Here is a 15,458-nt window from a genome sequence, read left to right on the forward strand (position 1 = left end):
GTCCCCGATGCCCGCCATCACCGTCGACAACGTGCTCGTCCTGCCCCGCGTGCCCCGGCTCGACGAGTCCACCGCGTTCCGGCCGGTCCGCCGGCTGACCACCGCGCCCAGCGGCTACGAGGGCGAGGGCTTCCCGGTCCGCCGGGCGTTCGCCGGCGTGCCGGTGAGCGAGCTGGACCCGTTCATCCACCTGGACCAGATGGGCGAGGTGGACTACGCGCCGGGCGAGCCGAGGGGCACGGCCTGGCACCCGCACCGCGGCTTCGAGACGGTGACCTACATGATCGACGGGATCATGGACCACCAGGACTCGCAGGGTGGCGGCGGCACGATCACCAACGGCGACACCCAGTGGATGACGGCCGCGAGCGGGCTGCTGCACATCGAGGCGCCGCCGGAGCACCTCGTCATGAGTGGCGGGCTGTTCCACGGCACCCAGCTCTGGGTCAACCTGCCCCGGGCCGCCAAGATGAACCCGCCCCGCTACCAGGACATCCGTGGCCGGGAGGCGGCTCTGCTGACCACGCCCGACGGTGGCGCGCTGATCCGGGTCATCGCCGGGGAGATCGCCGGGCACCGGGGGCCGGGCTCCACCCACACCCCGATCACCATCACCCACGTGACGGTGCAGCCGGGCGCGCGCGTCGACCTGCCGTGGCGGCCGGACTTCAACGCCCTGGTCTACGTGCTGGGCGGGCGGGGCACGGTGGGCACCGACGGGCGGCCGGTGCACACGGGCCAGCTCGCCGTGCACGGCCCCGGCGACGCGCTGACCTTCGCCGCGGACGCCAGCCAGGACGGCCACACCCCGACGCTGGACCTCTACATCATGGGTGGCGAGCCCATCCGGGAGCCGGTGGCGCACTACGGGCCGTTCGTCATGAACACCCGCGACGAACTGCTCCAGGCGTTCGAGGACTTCAAGGCCGGTCGGCTCGGTGTCGTCCCCGCCGAGCGGCTGCCGCACACCGAGGGCCAGGCCCCGAGGCCCTGAGCCCACGGCCGGGCGGCGCCCATCGTCGCGGCGCGGCGTCAGGAGACGGCGAATATGCCCGCGACGCCCAGGATCACCATGAGCAACACGGTCACCAGCGCACCCCGCTCGCTCTCCACCGCCGGCTCGCGGTGCTCGGTCGCGGAGTTCGTCGTCTCGCCGGGCATGGTGTTGCCTCCTCGGTGTCGCGTCGTGATCGGGCGGGATGTCGGGGGTCGTCCGGCCGGGTCACCGGGGTGCCGGTCGGGATGCGGACCCGCGACGTGGGTCCTACCGTGAGGACGTTGTCGACCTCGGGGGGCTGGAACGTGGCACCACGCAACTGGTTCCTCAACGCAGCCGAACGCGCCAACCCGGTGTCAGAGTTACCCGTCTGGACCAGCGGTAACCTCGCCGAGCCGTTAATTCACGGTGTCGCGTACTTCGACCGGCTGGTCGACGAGGTGGAGGCCCTGGAGGCCGGCGACCACCTCTTCTTCACCGACTGGCGGGGCGACCCGGACCAGCGGCTGCGCCCGGACGGGCCGACCGTGGCGCAGCTCTTCGCGCGGGCCGCGCAGCGGGGCGTGGTGGTCAAGGGCCTGATCTGGCGCTCCCACCTCGACCTGCTGGCCTACAGCGAGGCGGAGAACCGCAACCTGAGTGAGACGGTCTCCGCCGCCGGCGGCGAGGTGCTGCTCGACCAGCGGGTCCGCCGGGGCGGCTCGCACCACCAGAAGCTGGTGGTGCTGCGGCACCCGCGGGCGCCGGAACGCGACGTCGCCTTCGCCGGCGGGATCGACCTGTGCCACAGCCGGCGTGACGACGCCGCGCACCGGGGCGACCCGCAGGCGGTGCAGATGTCCACCCGCTACGGGGCCCATCCGCCCTGGCACGACGTGCAGCTCGCGGTGCGGGGGCCGGCGGTGGGTGCGCTGGACACCACCTTCCGGGAGCGGTGGAGCGACCCGATGCCGCTGGACTCGGAGAACCCCCTCGCCTACCTGCGCGACCGGCTGCGCGGCGCGGACCTGCGGCCCGACCCGCTGCCGCCGCAGCCGGCCGACCCGCCGCCCTGCGGCCCGCACCACGTCCAGGTGCTGCGCACCTACCCGGCGGTACGGCCCCGCTACTCCTTCGCCCCGGACGGCGAGCGCACGGTGGCGCGCGGCTACACCAAGGCGGTCCGGCGGGCCCGGCGGCTGATCTACCTGGAGGACCAGTACCTGTGGTCCACCGAGGTGGCCGACCTGTTCGCCAAGGCGCTGCGCGACAACCCCGACCTGCACCTGGTCGCGGTGGTCCCCCGGTATCCGGACGTGGACGGCCGGTTGGCGCTGCCGCCCAACACGGTCGGCCGCGAGCAGGCACTCTCACTCTGCGAGCGGGCGGCCCCGGAGCGGGTGCACGTGTTCGACGTCGAGAACCACGCCGGCGCCCCGGTGTACGTGCACGCCAAGGTCTGCGTGGTCGACGACGTGTGGGCCAGCGTCGGCAGCGACAACTTCAACCGCCGTTCCTGGACGCACGACAGCGAGCTGTCCTGCGCCGTACTGGACGAGACCCGGGACGAACGGGCACCGACCGACCCGGCCGGCCTCGGCGACGGCGCCCGGCTCTTCGCCCGGGAGCTGCGGTTGCGGCTGTGGCGCGAGCACCTGGACCGCGACCCCGACGGCGGCGAGGAGGCCGACCTGGTCGACCCCGCCGACGCCGTGGCGGCGATCACCGCCGCCGCCGACGCGCTGCGACGGTGGTACGACACCGGGCGGGCCGGTCCCCGGCCGCCGGGCCGGCTGCTGCCACACCGGGCCGAACGGCTGCCCTGGTACACCCGGGCCTGGGCGCTGCCGGCGTACCGGCTGGTCTACGACCCCGACGGCCGGCCGCTGCGGGCCCGGCGGTCCGGCACGTGGTGAGCGCGCGGGTGGGCGTTCAGACGGGTACGGAGAGGGCGTCGATCCTGCCGAAGGCGGGCACGGCCCCGGTGCCGGCGTCGGTGGCGTGGACCGTCAGCCCACCGGGGTAGGCGAACGAGGCGCGCGGCGAGTAGAAGCCGAACCCGATGGTCAGCGGGTTCTCCGGGCGCAGCGCGTAGATCGGGTGGGCCGGCTCCAGGAACTCCAGCGACTCGATCACGAACGGGTCGACCGGTTCGGCGACGAACGGATGCACGGAACTGAGCAGCTGCCCGTCGCGGGCCGTGAAGTAGCGGTGGTGGCCCCGGCTGATCGCTCCGCCGGTCTCGCCCACCTGGCAGCGGGCGCGGATCACCGGCACGCCGTCGATTTCCGTCTCGGCGACGATGTCCCCGCCGTGGCGCTCGATGTGGGTACGGCCGACGACGGCGGGCGCGCCCCGCGCGGCGGCGTAGGCCCGGACCCGCTCGCTGCACGTCACGTAGTGCGTCCACCAGCCGCCGGGGTTGAGCCCGCCCGGCGCGTCCACCCCGGTCAGCGCCACGCCGAGGTAGGTCAGCGAGTACGCGCCGAAGCCGGAGGTCTGGCTGTCGTCGTCGACCACGTACTGGTTCATGAAGACCAGCCGCTCGGGCGACGGGCGCAGCCCGGCCGGGACCAGCGCCGCGACCGCGTCCGGGTCCGCCGGCAGCCAGCCGAAGTAGAGCGTGCGGCTGTTGACGACCAGGTGGGGAGCGGCGGGGTCGAGCACGGCACCTCCGGCGTGGGGCATGTACCCGCACGCTACGGGCCGTCCCGTTGACGGGACAACGACGGAAAGCCGACATTCGACGCCGGTCGTCCGGTGGACCGTGGCCGCCCGGCCGGCCCGCCGGGGCCACCCGGATGTGTCGACGTCGATGTGCGGCGGAGCTGGCCGGCCGCTCGCCGGCGTAACCCGGCCCACAATCCGCGGGCACGTTTGCCCGCTTTGCCGCTCTCATTGTCGAAAATCACTTAAGTACATCGTACTTTCGGCTAGATTTCGTCAGACCGATCGGGCTAAGGTGGCTCCCGAACGGACATCTGAAGTTAAACCTAAGCGTCACGTCTTTCATCCGCGGACGAGGTGCAGGGAGGACCACCCATGACCGCGCCAACGATCAGCGAACAGGCGACCACAACAACGCCGAGCACCACCGAGAAGCTCGATCCGCGTGCGCTCACCGACAGCGCCGCCGACCTGCTCAACGCGATGGCCGCGCTGCCGGCCGGCCACCCGTCCCGCGCCGCCCTGCGCGACCGCGCGATCGAGGCCTGGCTGCCGCTCGCCAACCACCTCGCGCACCGCTACAGCGGCCGGGGCGAGCCCACCGACGACCTGGCCCAGACGGCCGCCGTCGGCCTGATCAAGGCCATCGACAAGTTCGACCCGACCCGCGGCGTCGACTTCGCCGGCTACGCGATCCCCACCATCATCGGCGAGCTCAAGCGGCACTTCCGCGACCGCACCTGGGACATCCGGGTGCCGCGTCGCCTCCAGGAGCTGCGCCTGGCCATCTCCGACGCCAACAGCACGCTGTTGCAGACCCTCGGCCGCTCCCCCACGGTCGCCGACATCGCCGCCCACCTCAAGCTCACCGAGGAAGAGGTGCTGGAGGGCCTGGAGGGTGCCCGCGCCTACAACGCGGTCTCGCTCTCCACGCCGACCGGCGACGGCGACCGCGCGACCGAGCTGGGCGACATGATCGGCGGCGAGGACGGCGAGTTCGAGCTGGCCGAGCTGCGGGTGGCCCTCGGCCCGGCGCTGGCGACGCTCGACGAGCGCGAGCAGAAGATCCTCACGCTGCGGTTCTACGGCAACCTGACGCAGTCGCAGATCGCCGAGCAGATCGGCGTCTCGCAGATGCACGTCTCCCGGCTGCTGGCCCGCGCGCTGACCAAGCTGCGTGGGCAGCTCGACGGCACGTACTAGGGATACGACCCAGGGGTTCCGGTCGGGTCGCCCGGCCGGCGCACCCAGCCGGAAGTGGTGGCGAAGGCCTCCGGTCGTGGAGTGGGACCGTCCAGGTCCCGCTCCGCCGACCCGGAGGCCTTCGTGGCGCTCCGACGTGTCCCGGCCGGTCAGCGCCGCCCGTCGAGCCGCCCGGGTCGCCCCTGCGACGGGTGACCCGGGCGTCGGCGTTCAGCGGGCGGGCTCGCGCCACATCGGCCAGAACGGGGTGCCGTCCGGCAGGTGGAACGGCTCGGCGACCCGGTAGCCGTGCCGCGCGTACAGGTCGCGGCCCATCTCGCTGGCGGCCTCCAGGTAGCCGGGCACGCCCTCGGCGTCCAGTACGGCGTGGTGGTGCCGCAGCAGCACGCTGCCCAGCCCCTGCCCCTGCCGCTGCGGCGCGACGGCGAGGAACGCCAGGTGGTGGTGGTCCGCGTGCGGGTGGTGGGTCTCGAAGAGCTTGTCCAGGTGGGCGAACCGGTCCGTCCACTGCCCGCACGCCGCGGCGAGCCGGGCGTCGTAGTCCTCCGGCGGCGGGGCCGGGTCGCCCACCGACGGGAACCAGACCGCCACCCCCGCCCGGTCCGCGGTCGCGTACACGAGGCCGTGGCGCATCGCGTGGTCCACCAGGATCGCGAACTGGCCGGCCAGCACGGACTGCCGCCGCCCTTCGTCGGGCACCAGCCAGCGCGGCGCGTCCAGGGCCATGAACGCCTCGGCGATCCGGTCGGCCACCAGCGACGTCTCCGCCGGCCCGAGCCGCTCCACCCGTACGCCGCTCACCGCCGGGCCCCCGTCGCGCTCGGCACGGGCCCGCCCGCGTGCCCGGTCGTCGGCACCGCCGCCGCCACGCTCTCCGCGCCCAGGCCGATCCGGGCGTACGTGTCGGGGCGGCTGCCACGCAGCACCAGCGCCCACAGCAGGCCGAGCAGCGCGGCGACCGGATAGACCGCCGGGACCGCCCAGCGCAGGGGTGAGTCCGGCGCCACGCCGAGCAGGTCGGCGAAGTTGGCCACCGCCAGCGCGACGATCACGGTCAGGGCCACGGCGGCGAGGCCGGGGGCGACCGCGCGGCGCCACAGCGTCTCCTCCACCCGGCTGCGGGCGAAGAACGCGATCACCGCGACCGAGGTGGTGGCGATCAGCAGCAGCACGCCGAAGCCGCCGGCCGTGCCGACCCAGTAGAACAGCTGCACCACCGGGTCCCAGCCGTTGAGCGCGTAGAGCACGATCACCACCAGCCCGAGCGCGCTCTGCGCGAGGGACGCCGCCCGGGGCGACCCGGTGCGCGGCGAGGTCTGCCCGAACACGGCCGGCAGCACCCGCTCCCGGCCGAGCGCGAAGGCGTACCGGGCGGTGGTGTTGTGGAAGGAGATCATCGCGGCGAGCACCGAGGTCAGGAAGAGCGCCTGGCCGATGGCCACGGCGGTGCCCCCGAGGTGCGCCTCGGCCAGGTTGAAGATCAGCCCGATGCTCTGCTCACCCGCCTCGGCGGCGATCCGGTCCGGCCCGACGGCGACGGTCATGCTCCACGACGACAGCGCGTAGATCCCCGCGATGATGGCGATGGAGAGGTAGGTGGCCAACCGCACCGTCCGCTGGGGGTCCTTGCTCTCCTCGCTGAACACCACGGCCGACTCGAACCCGACGAAGCCCAGGATGGCCAGCACCAGCACCGCGCCCGCCCCGGGCACGACGAGGTTCTCCGGGGAGAGGGCGGCGAAGCTCACGTCCCCGCCGGCCGGGTGGGCCAGCTGCCCGAGGTCGAAGACGACGATCACCACCATCTCGGCGACCAGCAGCGCCGCCAGCACCAGGCCGTTGAGGTCGACCCGGAGCAGGCCGAGTACGCCGACCGTCGCCCAGGCGATCAACGCCACGAGCCACCACGCGGGGGCCACCCCGAACAGGCGGCCCAGCACCGGCTCCGCGGCGGCGCCGATGGTGCCGTACAGCCCCACCTGGAGGGCGTTGTACGCGATCAGCGCCACCCAGGCGGCGCCGACGCCGGCCGGGCGGCCCAGCCCCCGCGAGACGTAGGCGTAGAACGCGCCGGCGTTGGCCATCCGCCGCGCCATGGCCACGTAGCCGATGGAGAAGAGGGCGAGCACGGCGGCCACGGTCAGGAAGGCCACCGGGATGCCGAGCACCCCGACGACCCCGTAGCCGGTGGTGACGACGCCCGCCACCACGGTCAGCGGGGCGGCGGCGGAGAGGACGAAGAAGATCACCGACGGCACGCCGAGCCGGCCGCGGGCCAGGGCCTCGGAGACGTTGCTCGGTCGGCCGAGCGTTGGTGTCGACATACGCGGACTCCGGTTCGAGGGGAGGGGGTGGAGGGGCGGTCAGCCCACGCCGCGCAGCACGGCGGCGCCGACCGCGGCCTCGGTGTGCGCCACGAGTTCCCGCAGCGGCGGGGGCAGCGCCGGGATGAGCACGCCCAGCCGGTGGTGCGCCCGGGGGCCGGCGCTCCACAGCACCTCGCGGCTCAGCCCGGCGGCGACGACCAGACCCAGCAGCGTCCCGTCGGGCACGCTCGGCGGTTCGGGCCGGTCGAGCAGGGCGCGCAGCCGGGTGGCCGGCCAGGCCACCGCGTTGAGGTCGATCGGCAGGTAGCTGACGGTGGTGCGGAGCAGCCGGCGGCTCTCCTGCCGGCGCAGTACCCCCGCCCTGACCAGCCGCTCCCCCACGGAGATGGTGGCGGTCTGCGCCAGGAAGCTGAGCCAGGTGCGCACCGGGTGCTGCTGCGTCTCGCCGACCAACTGGTCGAGCACGGTGTGCGCCAGCGCGTCCGCCGGGGGGCGGCGGTCGAGCACCGTGACCAGTCCGGAGGAGACGGTGGCGTGGCCGTGGAGGACCAGTTCGGCGAGCAGCCCGCCGGCGAGTCCGAGGCCGGTCGCCGTGGGGTGCAGCTTCGCCTTGCCCCGACTGTCGTTGTGGATGATCAGGAAGAACTCGTCGGCGATGAGCAACCGGTCCTCCCACGCGGGTTGTCCACAGTGATCGCAACCGGGCAAGGATGCACCGGCCGTGACTGCAACGCAACTCCCGTTTGTGGAAGTTGCACTCCGTGCTGGCGCGACCTGCGGATCTTGCCGTGACAGACTCGGAGGGTGACCGCGAGCCCCACCGTCCGCCGCCGCCGCATCGCCCGGGAACTTCGCCAGTTGCGCGAACGCGCGGGCATGACCCTGGATGTCGCCGCCCGGCAACTGGACATGTCCAAGAGCAACCTGTCCCGTATCGAGAACGCCCAGATCGGCATCAAGCCGCGCGACGTCCGCGCCGCGCTGGCCCTGTACGAGGTGACCGGGGCGGATGCCGAGGCGCTGATCGAGATAGCCCGTGGGGCGCAGCAGCGCGGCTGGTGGCAGAGCTACAGCGACGTGCTGCCGGAGTGGTTCGAGTTCTACGTCGGGCTGGAGGCGGAGGCGGCGACCCTGCGCACGTACGAGGTCGAGGCGGTGCCCGGCCTGTTGCAGACGGAGGCGTACGCGCGGGAGGTCTTCCGGCGCACCGCGGGCGAGGACGGAATCGAGCGCAAGGTCGCCGCGCGGCTGCACCGGCAGAACGTGCTGCACGGCGACGATCCGGTCGAGCTGTCCGTGGTGCTCAACGAGGCGGTGCTCTGCCGACCCGTTGGCGGCGCGACCGTGATGTCCGATCAGATGGCCCATCTAGCGAAGGTTGCTCAGTTACCGAACGTCACTCTTCAGGTACTTCCGTTCTCGGCCGGCGGGCACCCCGCCATGAACGCGCCGTACGTCGTGCTGACGTTCGCCGACACCGCCGACGCCGCCGTGGTTTACCTGGAAAACCTCACGATGGGGCTGGCTCTGGAGGAGGCCGTACAGGTGCGCGGGTATAGCCTTGTGCACGAGGAGCTGTGCCGCCTGGCACTCGGTCCGGAGGCGTCTCTGACGCGCTTGGCGGAAGCTTCTCGTCACTTTTCGTGACCGCTGACGCGGCACGCCGGCACAGACGGGGGTACCGCCGATGACCGCGTTCGACCTCACCCGGGCCCAGTGGCGCACCAGCACCCGCAGCGTCGGCAACGGCAACTGCGTGGAGGTCGCCGTCGCGGCGGACCGGGTCGCCGTCCGCGACAGCAAGGACCGGTCCGGCCCCGTCCTGGCCTTCCCGGCGCCGGCCTGGCGCGCCTTCGTCACCAACGTCGACGGGGTACGCCCCGACTGAGCCGCGCCGGGCGGTGCGAGACTGGGCCGTGCTCTCGGACGTGCCCCTCGACCTGCCCGTACGGCCCGTGCTGCCGGAGCTGGTCGCGGCGCTGCGCGCCACCGGCGCCGGGGTGCTGGTCGCCCCGCCCGGGACAGGCAAGACGACCCTCGCCCCGCTGGCCGTGGCCGACGAGGTCGCCGGCCGCGTGCTGGTCGCGCAGCCGCGCCGGGTGGCCGCCCGCGCGGCGGCGCGCCGGATGGCCGCGCTGCTCGGCGAACCGCTCGGCGAGCGGATCGGCTACGCCGTACGCGGCGAGCGTCGCAGCGGACCGCGTACCCGCGTCGAGGTGGTCACCACCGGGCTGCTGGTGCGGCGGCTGCACCGCGATCCCGAGCTGGCCGGCACCGGCGCCGTGCTGCTCGACGAGTGCCACGAACGGCAGCTCGACGCCGACCTGGCGCTGGCGTTCACCGTGGAGGCGCGGGCCGCGCTGCGCCCCGACCTGTGGCTGCTGGCGATGTCGGCCACCCCCGAGGCGGACCGGTTCGCCGCGCTGCTCGGCGGCGGGGACGCGCCCGCGCCGATCGTACGGGCGTCCTCGGCCCTGCACCCGGTGGCCCGGATCTGGGCGCCGCCGTCCCGGCCGGTGGCCGCGCCGGGGGCCGGCCCGGTCGACCGGGGACTGCTCGACCACGTCGCGGCGACGGTGCGCCGGGCGCTGCGCGAGCGCACCGGGGACGTCCTGGTCTTCCTGCCCGGCGCCGGCGAGATCGGCGCCGTCGCCGGCCGGCTGGCCGACCTGCGCGACACGGTCGCCGTCCTGCCGCTGCACGGCCGGCAGCGCGGCGCCGACCAGGACGCGGCGCTGCGCCCGGCCGACCGGCGGCGGGTGGTGCTGGCGACCGCCGTGGCCGAGAGCAGCCTGACCGTGCCTGGCGTGCGGGTGGTGGTGGACGCCGGGCTGTCCCGGGTCGCCCGGATGGACCTGGCCCGGGGCCTGGGCGCGCTGGTCACCGTCCCGGTGTCCCGGGCGGCGGCCACCCAGCGGGCCGGCCGCGCGGGCCGGGAGGCCCCGGGGTACGTCTACCGCTGCTGGTCGGCGGCCACCCACGAGCGGCTCGCCGCGCAACCCGAGCCGGAGATCGCCACCGCCGACCTGACCGGCTTCGCCCTGGAGCTGGCCGCGTGGGGGTCGCCGGACGGCACCGGGCTGGCCCTGCCCGACCCGCCCCCGGCGGCGTCGATGACCGTCGCCCGCGACACCCTCACCACGCTCGGCGCACTCGACGCGGACGGCCGGATCACCGACCGGGGCCGGGCGATCGCCGCGGTCGGGGCGCACCCCCGGCTGGCCCGGGCGCTGCTCGACGGGGCCGCCCGGGTGGGCGCGGACCGGGCGGCGGAGATCGTGGCGGTGCTCGCCGAGGACACCGCCGCCGGGCCGGGCGACGACCTGACCGCCGCCTGGCGCCGGCTGCGCGCGGGCGCGGACCCGGGTGCCACCGCCCGCTGGCGCGCGGAGGTACGCCGGCTGCGCGCCGCCCTGCCCGACGCCGCGCCGACGGGGCGACACGGCCGGGCGCGCGCGCCCCACGGTGCGGCGACGGCGGAGGGCACCGGCCGGACGCGGCCGGACGCCGACGCGGGCCGGACCGGGGACACGGGCCGGGACCGGCTGACCGACGACCTGGCCGCCGGGCTGCTCGTCGGGCTCGCCCACCCGCAGCGGCTGGCCCGGGCACGGCGCGCGGGCGGCTCGGCGTACCTGATGAGCGGCGGAACCGCCGCGGAGCTGGCGCCCGGGTCGGGGCTGGCCGGCGCCGACTGGCTGGCCGTCGCGGTGGCGGACCGTTCCCCGGGCGCGCCGACGGCCCGGGTGCGGCTGGCCACCCCCCTCGACGAGGCGACCGCCCGGGAGGCGGGCGGGCCGCTGCTGCGCACCGAGCGGGAGGTCGGCTGGGCCGGCGACGACGTGGTGGCCCGGGAGGTGGTGCGGCTGGGCGCGATCGAGCTGGTCGAGCGGCCCCTCGCCCGGCCCGACCCGGCGCAGGTGGCACAGGCGCTGCTGACGGGCCTGCGGCGTACCGGCCTGGGCCTGCTGACCTGGAGCCCGGCGGCGCGGGCCCTGCGCGAGCGGCTGGCGTTCTGCCGGCACGCGCTCGGCGGCGACTGGCCCGACGTGGGCGACGAGGCGCTGCTCGCCGACGCGCCCGCCTGGCTGGGCCCGGAGCTGGCCCGCGCCCGGCGCCGCGCCGACCTGGCCCGGGTCGACGTGGCCGGGGCGCTGCGCCGGCTGCTGCCGTGGGCGCTGGCGGCCCGGCTGGACGAGGTCGCGCCCGAGCGGATCGCCGTGCCGAGCGGATCGCGGATCCGGCTCGACTACGCCGACCCGGCGGCGCCGGTGCTCGCGGTCAAGCTCCAGGAGACCTTCGGCTGGCGCGACGCGCCCCGCGTCGCCGACGGCCGGGTGCCGGTGCTGCTGCACCTGCTCTCGCCGGCCGGGCGGCCGGTGGCGGTCACCGCCGACCTGGCGTCGTTCTGGCGGACCGGCTACCCGCAGGTGCGGGGCGAGCTGCGCGGACGCTACCCGCGCCACCCGTGGCCCGAGGACCCGACCACGGCCCCGCCCACCCGGCACGCCACGCCGCGACGCCGCTGAGCGGGCGTACGCCTCCCGGCGGTGACCGCCGGGCGCCGGGACGCCCGCTCATTCCTCCAAGACGTCGGCGACGACCACCGTGACGTTGTCCGGTCCGCCCGCGCGCAGCGCGAGGTCGATGAGCCGGCGGGCGCAGTCCGCGCGGTCCGGGTGCTCCGCGAGCACCTCGGCGAGGGTGTCCGGGCGGACGACGTTGGACAGCCCGTCGCTGCACAGCAGCCAACGGTCGCCGGGCCACGGCACCATCGTCGCGTACGCCGGGGAGACCTCCTCGCCCTGCAACGCCTGGGTGACCACCGCCCGGCGGGGGTGGCTGCTGGCCTGGTCGGGGGTGATCACCCCCTGGTCGACGAGCAGCTGCACGAACGTGTCGTCGCGGGTGATCTGCTTGAGCACGCCTTCGCGGAACAGGTAGGCGCGGGAGTCGCCGACGTGGGCGAGGGCCAGGCAGCTGCCCGTACGGGCGAAGAGCAGGGCGGTGAGCGTGGTGCCCATGCCCTGCCGCTCCGGATCCTCGGCGACCGCCTGGTGGATCCGCGCGGTGGCCTGCTCGATGCCGCTCTGCAGTGCGGCCACCAGCGCGTGCTCCGGGGTCTCCACGTCGAGCGGAGCGACCGCCTCGATGGCGATCGCGCTGGCCAGGTCGCCGGCCGCCATCCCGCCCATGCCGTCGGCGACGGCGACGAGCCAGGTCCCGGCGTGCAGGGCGTCCTGGTTGCCACTGCGGATCAGCCCACGGTCGCTCGTTCCCACGGAACGCAGCTTCAGGGTCATGGGTGGCAGCCTGCCAGGCGGAGGGCTCGGTTGTCTCTAGGAGATCGGGACCTCGGCGCGTCGCGCGGCGAATCTCACTGTCCCGGGGGCCTCCCGGGGCGGTTCCGAACCATCCAGCCGGATCGATTGACAGGGCGGCGGAGGCACTGGAACCATCGAGGCGACCTGGGAGCGCTCCCAGGTCGCCACCACCTTCCCGTCCCCACAGCCGTCCGGAAGGAACCCCCGTGACGCCATCCCCACGCCGCCTCGCGCTGCTCGCGGCCGCGACCGCCGTCGCCCTGACCGCAGCCACCGCCGGCGCCGCCCACGCCGAACCACCCCCCGACGCCCCCGAGCAGATCGACAACGGCGACTTCAGCGCCGGCGTGTCCCCCTGGTTCTCCTACGGCACCGGCCCGCTCGGCGTCACCGACGGCCGGCTCTGCGCCACCGTGCCCGGCGGCCTGGCCAACCCGTGGGACGCCGGCATCGGCCAGGACGGCGTGCCGCTGGTCGCCGGGGCGGAGTACACCCTCGGCTTCGACGTCTCCGCCACCCCCGGCACCGCCGTCAAGGCCGTGCTGCAACTGGGCACCGCCCCCTACACGACGTACGCCAGCGTCGACGCCACCGCCGGCGGCACCGCCCAGCGGTTCGAGAAGACGTTCACGGTCGCCGAAGGCAACCCGGCCGCCCAACTGATCTTCCAGGTCGGCGGCAGCGCGGCCGAGCAGACCGTCTGCCTGGACGACGTCTCCCTGCGCGGCGGCGACCCGCCCGAACCGTACGTGCCCGACACCGGGCCACGGGTGCGGGTCAACCAGGTCGGCTACCTGCCCGGCGGGCCGAAGAACGCCACCGTAGTGACCTCGGCGACCGAGGCCCTGCCCTGGCAGCTCCGCTCGGCCGCCGGCGCCATCCTGGCCAGCGGCACCACCACCCCGCGCGGCGTCGACGCCGCCTCCGGGCAGAACGTGCAGACGCTCGACTTCTCGTCGTACCGGACCCCGGGGGCGGGGCTCACCCTGACCGTCGACGGCGAGACCAGCCACCCCTTCGACATCTCGGGCACCCTCTACGACCGGCTGCGCGCCGACTCCCTCCAGTTCTTCTACGCCCAGCGCAGCGGCATCACCATCGACGGCGACCTGATCGGCGCGGAGTACGCCCGCCCGGCCGGGCACCTCGGCGTGGCGCCCAACAAGGGCGACACCTCCGTGCCCTGCCAGCCGGGCGTCTGCGACTACTCGCTGGACGTGCGCGGCGGCTGGTACGACGCCGGTGACCACGGCAAGTACGTCGTCAACGGCGGCATCGCCACCTACCAGCTGCTGAACACCTTCGAGCGGACCCGCACGGCCGCCACCGCCGGACACGGCGCCGCCCTCGGCGACAGCACGCTGCGGGTGCCCGAGCGCGGCAACGGCGTACCGGACGTCCTCGACGAGGCCCGCTGGGAGCTGGAGTTCCTGCTGCGCATGCAGGTGCCGGCCGGCAAGCCGCTCGCGGGGATGGCCCACCACAAGATCCACGACCGGAACTGGACCGGGCTGCCGCTCGCCCCGCACGACGACCCCGAGCAGCGCGAGCTGCACCCGCCGTCCACGGCCGCCACGCTCAACCTGGCCGCCGTCGCCGCGCAGTGCGCGCGGCTGTTCGCCCCCTACGACGCGGCCTTCGCGAAGCGCTGCGGCACCGCGGCGAAGACGGCCTACGCCGCCGCGAAGGCCAACCCGGCGCGGTACGCCAGCCCCGCCGACAGCACCGGCGGCGGCGCGTACGACGACACGAACGTCACCGACGAGTTCTACTGGGCCGCCGTCGAGCTCTACCTGACCACCGGCGAGCAGGCGTACCTGGTGGACCTCACCGCGTCGGCGCACCACACCGGCGACGTGTTCGACCCGCGCGGCTTCGGCTGGCAGGGTGTCGCGGCGCTGGGCCGCCTCGACCTGGCCACCGTGCCGAACGGGCTGCCGGCCGCCGACCTGGCCCGCGTGCGCGCCTCGGTCACCGCCGCCGCCGACGCCCACCTCGCCGAGGCGGCCCGGCAGGCGTACGGGCTGCCCATGCCCGGCGACGCGGGCAGCTACTTCTGGGGCGGCAACAGCAACATCATCAACAACGCGGTCGTGCTGGCCACCGCCTTCGACCTGACCCGCGACGCGAAGTACCGCGACGGCGCGGTGCAGGCGATGGACTACGTCCTCGGCCGCAACGCCCTGAACATCTCGTACGTGACCGGGTGGGGCGAGCACGCGGCGGAGAACCAGCACAGCCGGATCTTCGGCCACCAGCTCGACCCCGACCTGCCGAAGCCGCCCGCCGGCTCCCTGGCCGGCGGCCCGAACGCCGCCCTGCAGGATCCGTTCGCCGCCAAGCTGCTCGCCGGCTGCAAGCCGATGTTCTGCTACGTCGACGACATCAACTCGTACGCGACCAACGAGGTGGCGATCAACTGGAACTCGGCGCTGGCCTGGATCGCCTCGTTCCTGGCCGACCAGGGTGACTCGGCGGCGGTGCCGGCGCCCACCTGCTCCGCCACGTACACCAACTACGGCACCTGGCAGGGCGGCACCGGATTCACCGCCCAGGTGACCATCCGCAACACCGGCACCAGCACCGTCGACGGGTGGACGGCCCGCTTCGCCTTCACCGGCGATCAGCAGGTACGCGAGGCGTGGCTGGCGAAGGCGGCCCAGGCGGGGGCCACGGTCACCGCGAAGAACGAGTCGTACAACGCCAGGATCGCCCCGGGCGGCACCGTCACCTTCGGCTTCAACGCCGTGACCGGCGGCGGCGCCAACCCGGCACCCGGCCTGATCACCGTCAACGGCGCGGCCTGCACGCTCTCCTGACGGTCCGGTCCGGGCGGTCCGCCGCCCGGACCGGCGAACACCCTCGCGAGCCGGGAGGAGGCGGGCCGCCGCCTCCCCCCGGCGTCGCCGCCGGAACGGCCCCGGCCGTCGATTTTCGGTGGACGGCGGCCCGGGGCGTACG

General features: G+C 74.8%; 13 protein-coding genes. 7 read left to right on the top strand and 6 right to left on the bottom strand.

All coding sequences use genetic code 11. The features are described 5' to 3' along the window. Positions 1 to 7 precede the first annotated feature (7 nt). The gene (locus GA0070610_RS17885) at positions 8 to 994 is read left to right on the top strand and encodes a pirin family protein (protein ID WP_089001101.1); all 987 of its coding nucleotides are present in this window, start codon (positions 8 to 10) and stop codon (positions 992 to 994) included. 38 nt (positions 995 to 1,032) lie between these two features. Here the strand turns inward: GA0070610_RS17885 and GA0070610_RS31710 are convergent, their stop codons facing one another. Continuing rightward, positions 1,033 to 1,161: a hypothetical protein gene (locus tag GA0070610_RS31710; protein ID WP_269458852.1), complete on the bottom strand. Its 129-nt coding sequence runs from the start codon at positions 1,159 to 1,161 to the stop codon at positions 1,033 to 1,035. Between the two features lie 141 nt (positions 1,162 to 1,302). Here GA0070610_RS31710 and GA0070610_RS17890 point away from each other — a divergent pair, with 141 nt between their 5' ends. After that, entirely contained in the window at positions 1,303 to 2,892 is a 1,590-nt protein-coding gene (locus GA0070610_RS17890; RefSeq protein ID WP_089001102.1) for a phospholipase D family protein, read from the top strand. 16 nt (positions 2,893 to 2,908) lie between these two features. Here GA0070610_RS17890 and GA0070610_RS17895 read toward each other — a convergent pair whose 3' ends face one another. Then, on the bottom strand, positions 2,909 to 3,664 hold the full coding sequence (locus tag GA0070610_RS17895; RefSeq protein WP_231925677.1) for an acetoacetate decarboxylase family protein: 756 nt from the start codon (positions 3,662 to 3,664) through the stop codon (positions 2,909 to 2,911). Positions 3,665 to 4,018: 354 nt separating this feature from the next. Here GA0070610_RS17895 and GA0070610_RS17900 point away from each other — a divergent pair, with 354 nt between their 5' ends. Continuing rightward, positions 4,019 to 4,846: a SigB/SigF/SigG family RNA polymerase sigma factor gene (locus GA0070610_RS17900; protein WP_089001103.1), complete on the top strand. Its 828-nt coding sequence runs from the start codon at positions 4,019 to 4,021 to the stop codon at positions 4,844 to 4,846. A 210-nt stretch (positions 4,847 to 5,056) separates the two neighbouring features. Here the strand turns inward: GA0070610_RS17900 and GA0070610_RS17905 are convergent, their stop codons facing one another. The 3 genes from GA0070610_RS17905 to GA0070610_RS17915 are packed head-to-tail and all read right to left on the bottom strand — an operon-like array spanning position 5,057 to position 7,836. Continuing rightward, positions 5,057 to 5,647, bottom strand: a complete 591-nt coding sequence (locus tag GA0070610_RS17905) for a GNAT family N-acetyltransferase (RefSeq protein WP_089001104.1) — start codon at positions 5,645 to 5,647, stop codon at positions 5,057 to 5,059. After that, positions 5,644 to 7,170: an APC family permease gene (locus GA0070610_RS17910; protein ID WP_089001105.1), complete on the bottom strand. Its 1,527-nt coding sequence runs from the start codon at positions 7,168 to 7,170 to the stop codon at positions 5,644 to 5,646. Before GA0070610_RS17910 ends, GA0070610_RS17905 begins: the two co-directional genes overlap by 4 nt. Before the next feature lie 39 nt (positions 7,171 to 7,209). Then, the gene (locus GA0070610_RS17915; RefSeq protein ID WP_089001106.1) at positions 7,210 to 7,836 is read right to left on the bottom strand and encodes a GOLPH3/VPS74 family protein; all 627 of its coding nucleotides are present in this window, start codon (positions 7,834 to 7,836) and stop codon (positions 7,210 to 7,212) included. A 141-nt stretch (positions 7,837 to 7,977) separates the two neighbouring features. On the opposite strand from GA0070610_RS17915, the gene GA0070610_RS17920 reads away from it, so the two are divergent. The 3 genes from GA0070610_RS17920 to hrpB are packed head-to-tail and all read left to right on the top strand — an operon-like array spanning position 7,978 to position 11,702. After that, complete coding sequence (locus GA0070610_RS17920; RefSeq protein ID WP_089001107.1) at positions 7,978 to 8,820, top strand: helix-turn-helix domain-containing protein; 843 nt, start codon at positions 7,978 to 7,980, stop codon at positions 8,818 to 8,820. Between the two features lie 40 nt (positions 8,821 to 8,860). Continuing rightward, the gene (locus GA0070610_RS17925) at positions 8,861 to 9,061 is read left to right on the top strand and encodes a DUF397 domain-containing protein (RefSeq protein WP_089001108.1); all 201 of its coding nucleotides are present in this window, start codon (positions 8,861 to 8,863) and stop codon (positions 9,059 to 9,061) included. A gap of 28 nt (positions 9,062 to 9,089) precedes the next feature. Further along, positions 9,090 to 11,702 (top strand): ATP-dependent helicase HrpB, encoded by a 2,613-nt coding sequence (hrpB, locus tag GA0070610_RS17930; RefSeq protein WP_089003579.1) that lies wholly within the window; start codon positions 9,090 to 9,092, stop codon positions 11,700 to 11,702. Between the two features lie 48 nt (positions 11,703 to 11,750). Here hrpB and GA0070610_RS17935 read toward each other — a convergent pair whose 3' ends face one another. Next, positions 11,751 to 12,476, bottom strand: coding sequence for a PP2C family protein-serine/threonine phosphatase (locus GA0070610_RS17935; RefSeq protein ID WP_089001109.1), 726 nt, complete (start codon positions 12,474 to 12,476; stop codon positions 11,751 to 11,753). A gap of 227 nt (positions 12,477 to 12,703) precedes the next feature. On the opposite strand from GA0070610_RS17935, the gene GA0070610_RS17940 reads away from it, so the two are divergent. Beyond that, complete coding sequence (locus GA0070610_RS17940; RefSeq protein ID WP_089001110.1) at positions 12,704 to 15,316, top strand: glycoside hydrolase family 9 protein; 2,613 nt, start codon at positions 12,704 to 12,706, stop codon at positions 15,314 to 15,316. Positions 15,317 to 15,458: the final 142 nt, after the last annotated feature.

This window comes from Micromonospora echinofusca, from assembly GCF_900091445.1.
GTDB classification, from domain to species: Bacteria; Actinomycetota; Actinomycetes; order Mycobacteriales; family Micromonosporaceae; genus Micromonospora; species Micromonospora echinofusca.

Bases quoted from the DNA above. Each gene is read 5' to 3' on its own strand.
- GA0070610_RS17885 (WP_089001101.1), top strand. From the start codon at position 8: ATGCCCGCCATCACCGTCGACAACGTGCTCGTCCTGCCCCGCGTGCCC.
- GA0070610_RS17935 (WP_089001109.1), bottom strand. From the start codon at position 12,476: ATGACCCTGAAGCTGCGTTCCGTGGGAACGAGCGACCGTGGGCTGATC.
- GA0070610_RS31710 (WP_269458852.1), bottom strand. From the start codon at position 1,161: ATGCCCGGCGAGACGACGAACTCCGCGACCGAGCACCGCGAGCCGGCG.
- GA0070610_RS17910 (WP_089001105.1), bottom strand. From the start codon at position 7,170: ATGTCGACACCAACGCTCGGCCGACCGAGCAACGTCTCCGAGGCCCTG.
- GA0070610_RS17925 (WP_089001108.1), top strand. From the start codon at position 8,861: ATGACCGCGTTCGACCTCACCCGGGCCCAGTGGCGCACCAGCACCCGC.
- GA0070610_RS17900 (WP_089001103.1), top strand. From the start codon at position 4,019: ATGACCGCGCCAACGATCAGCGAACAGGCGACCACAACAACGCCGAGC.
- GA0070610_RS17895 (WP_231925677.1), bottom strand. From the start codon at position 3,664: ATGCCCCACGCCGGAGGTGCCGTGCTCGACCCCGCCGCTCCCCACCTG.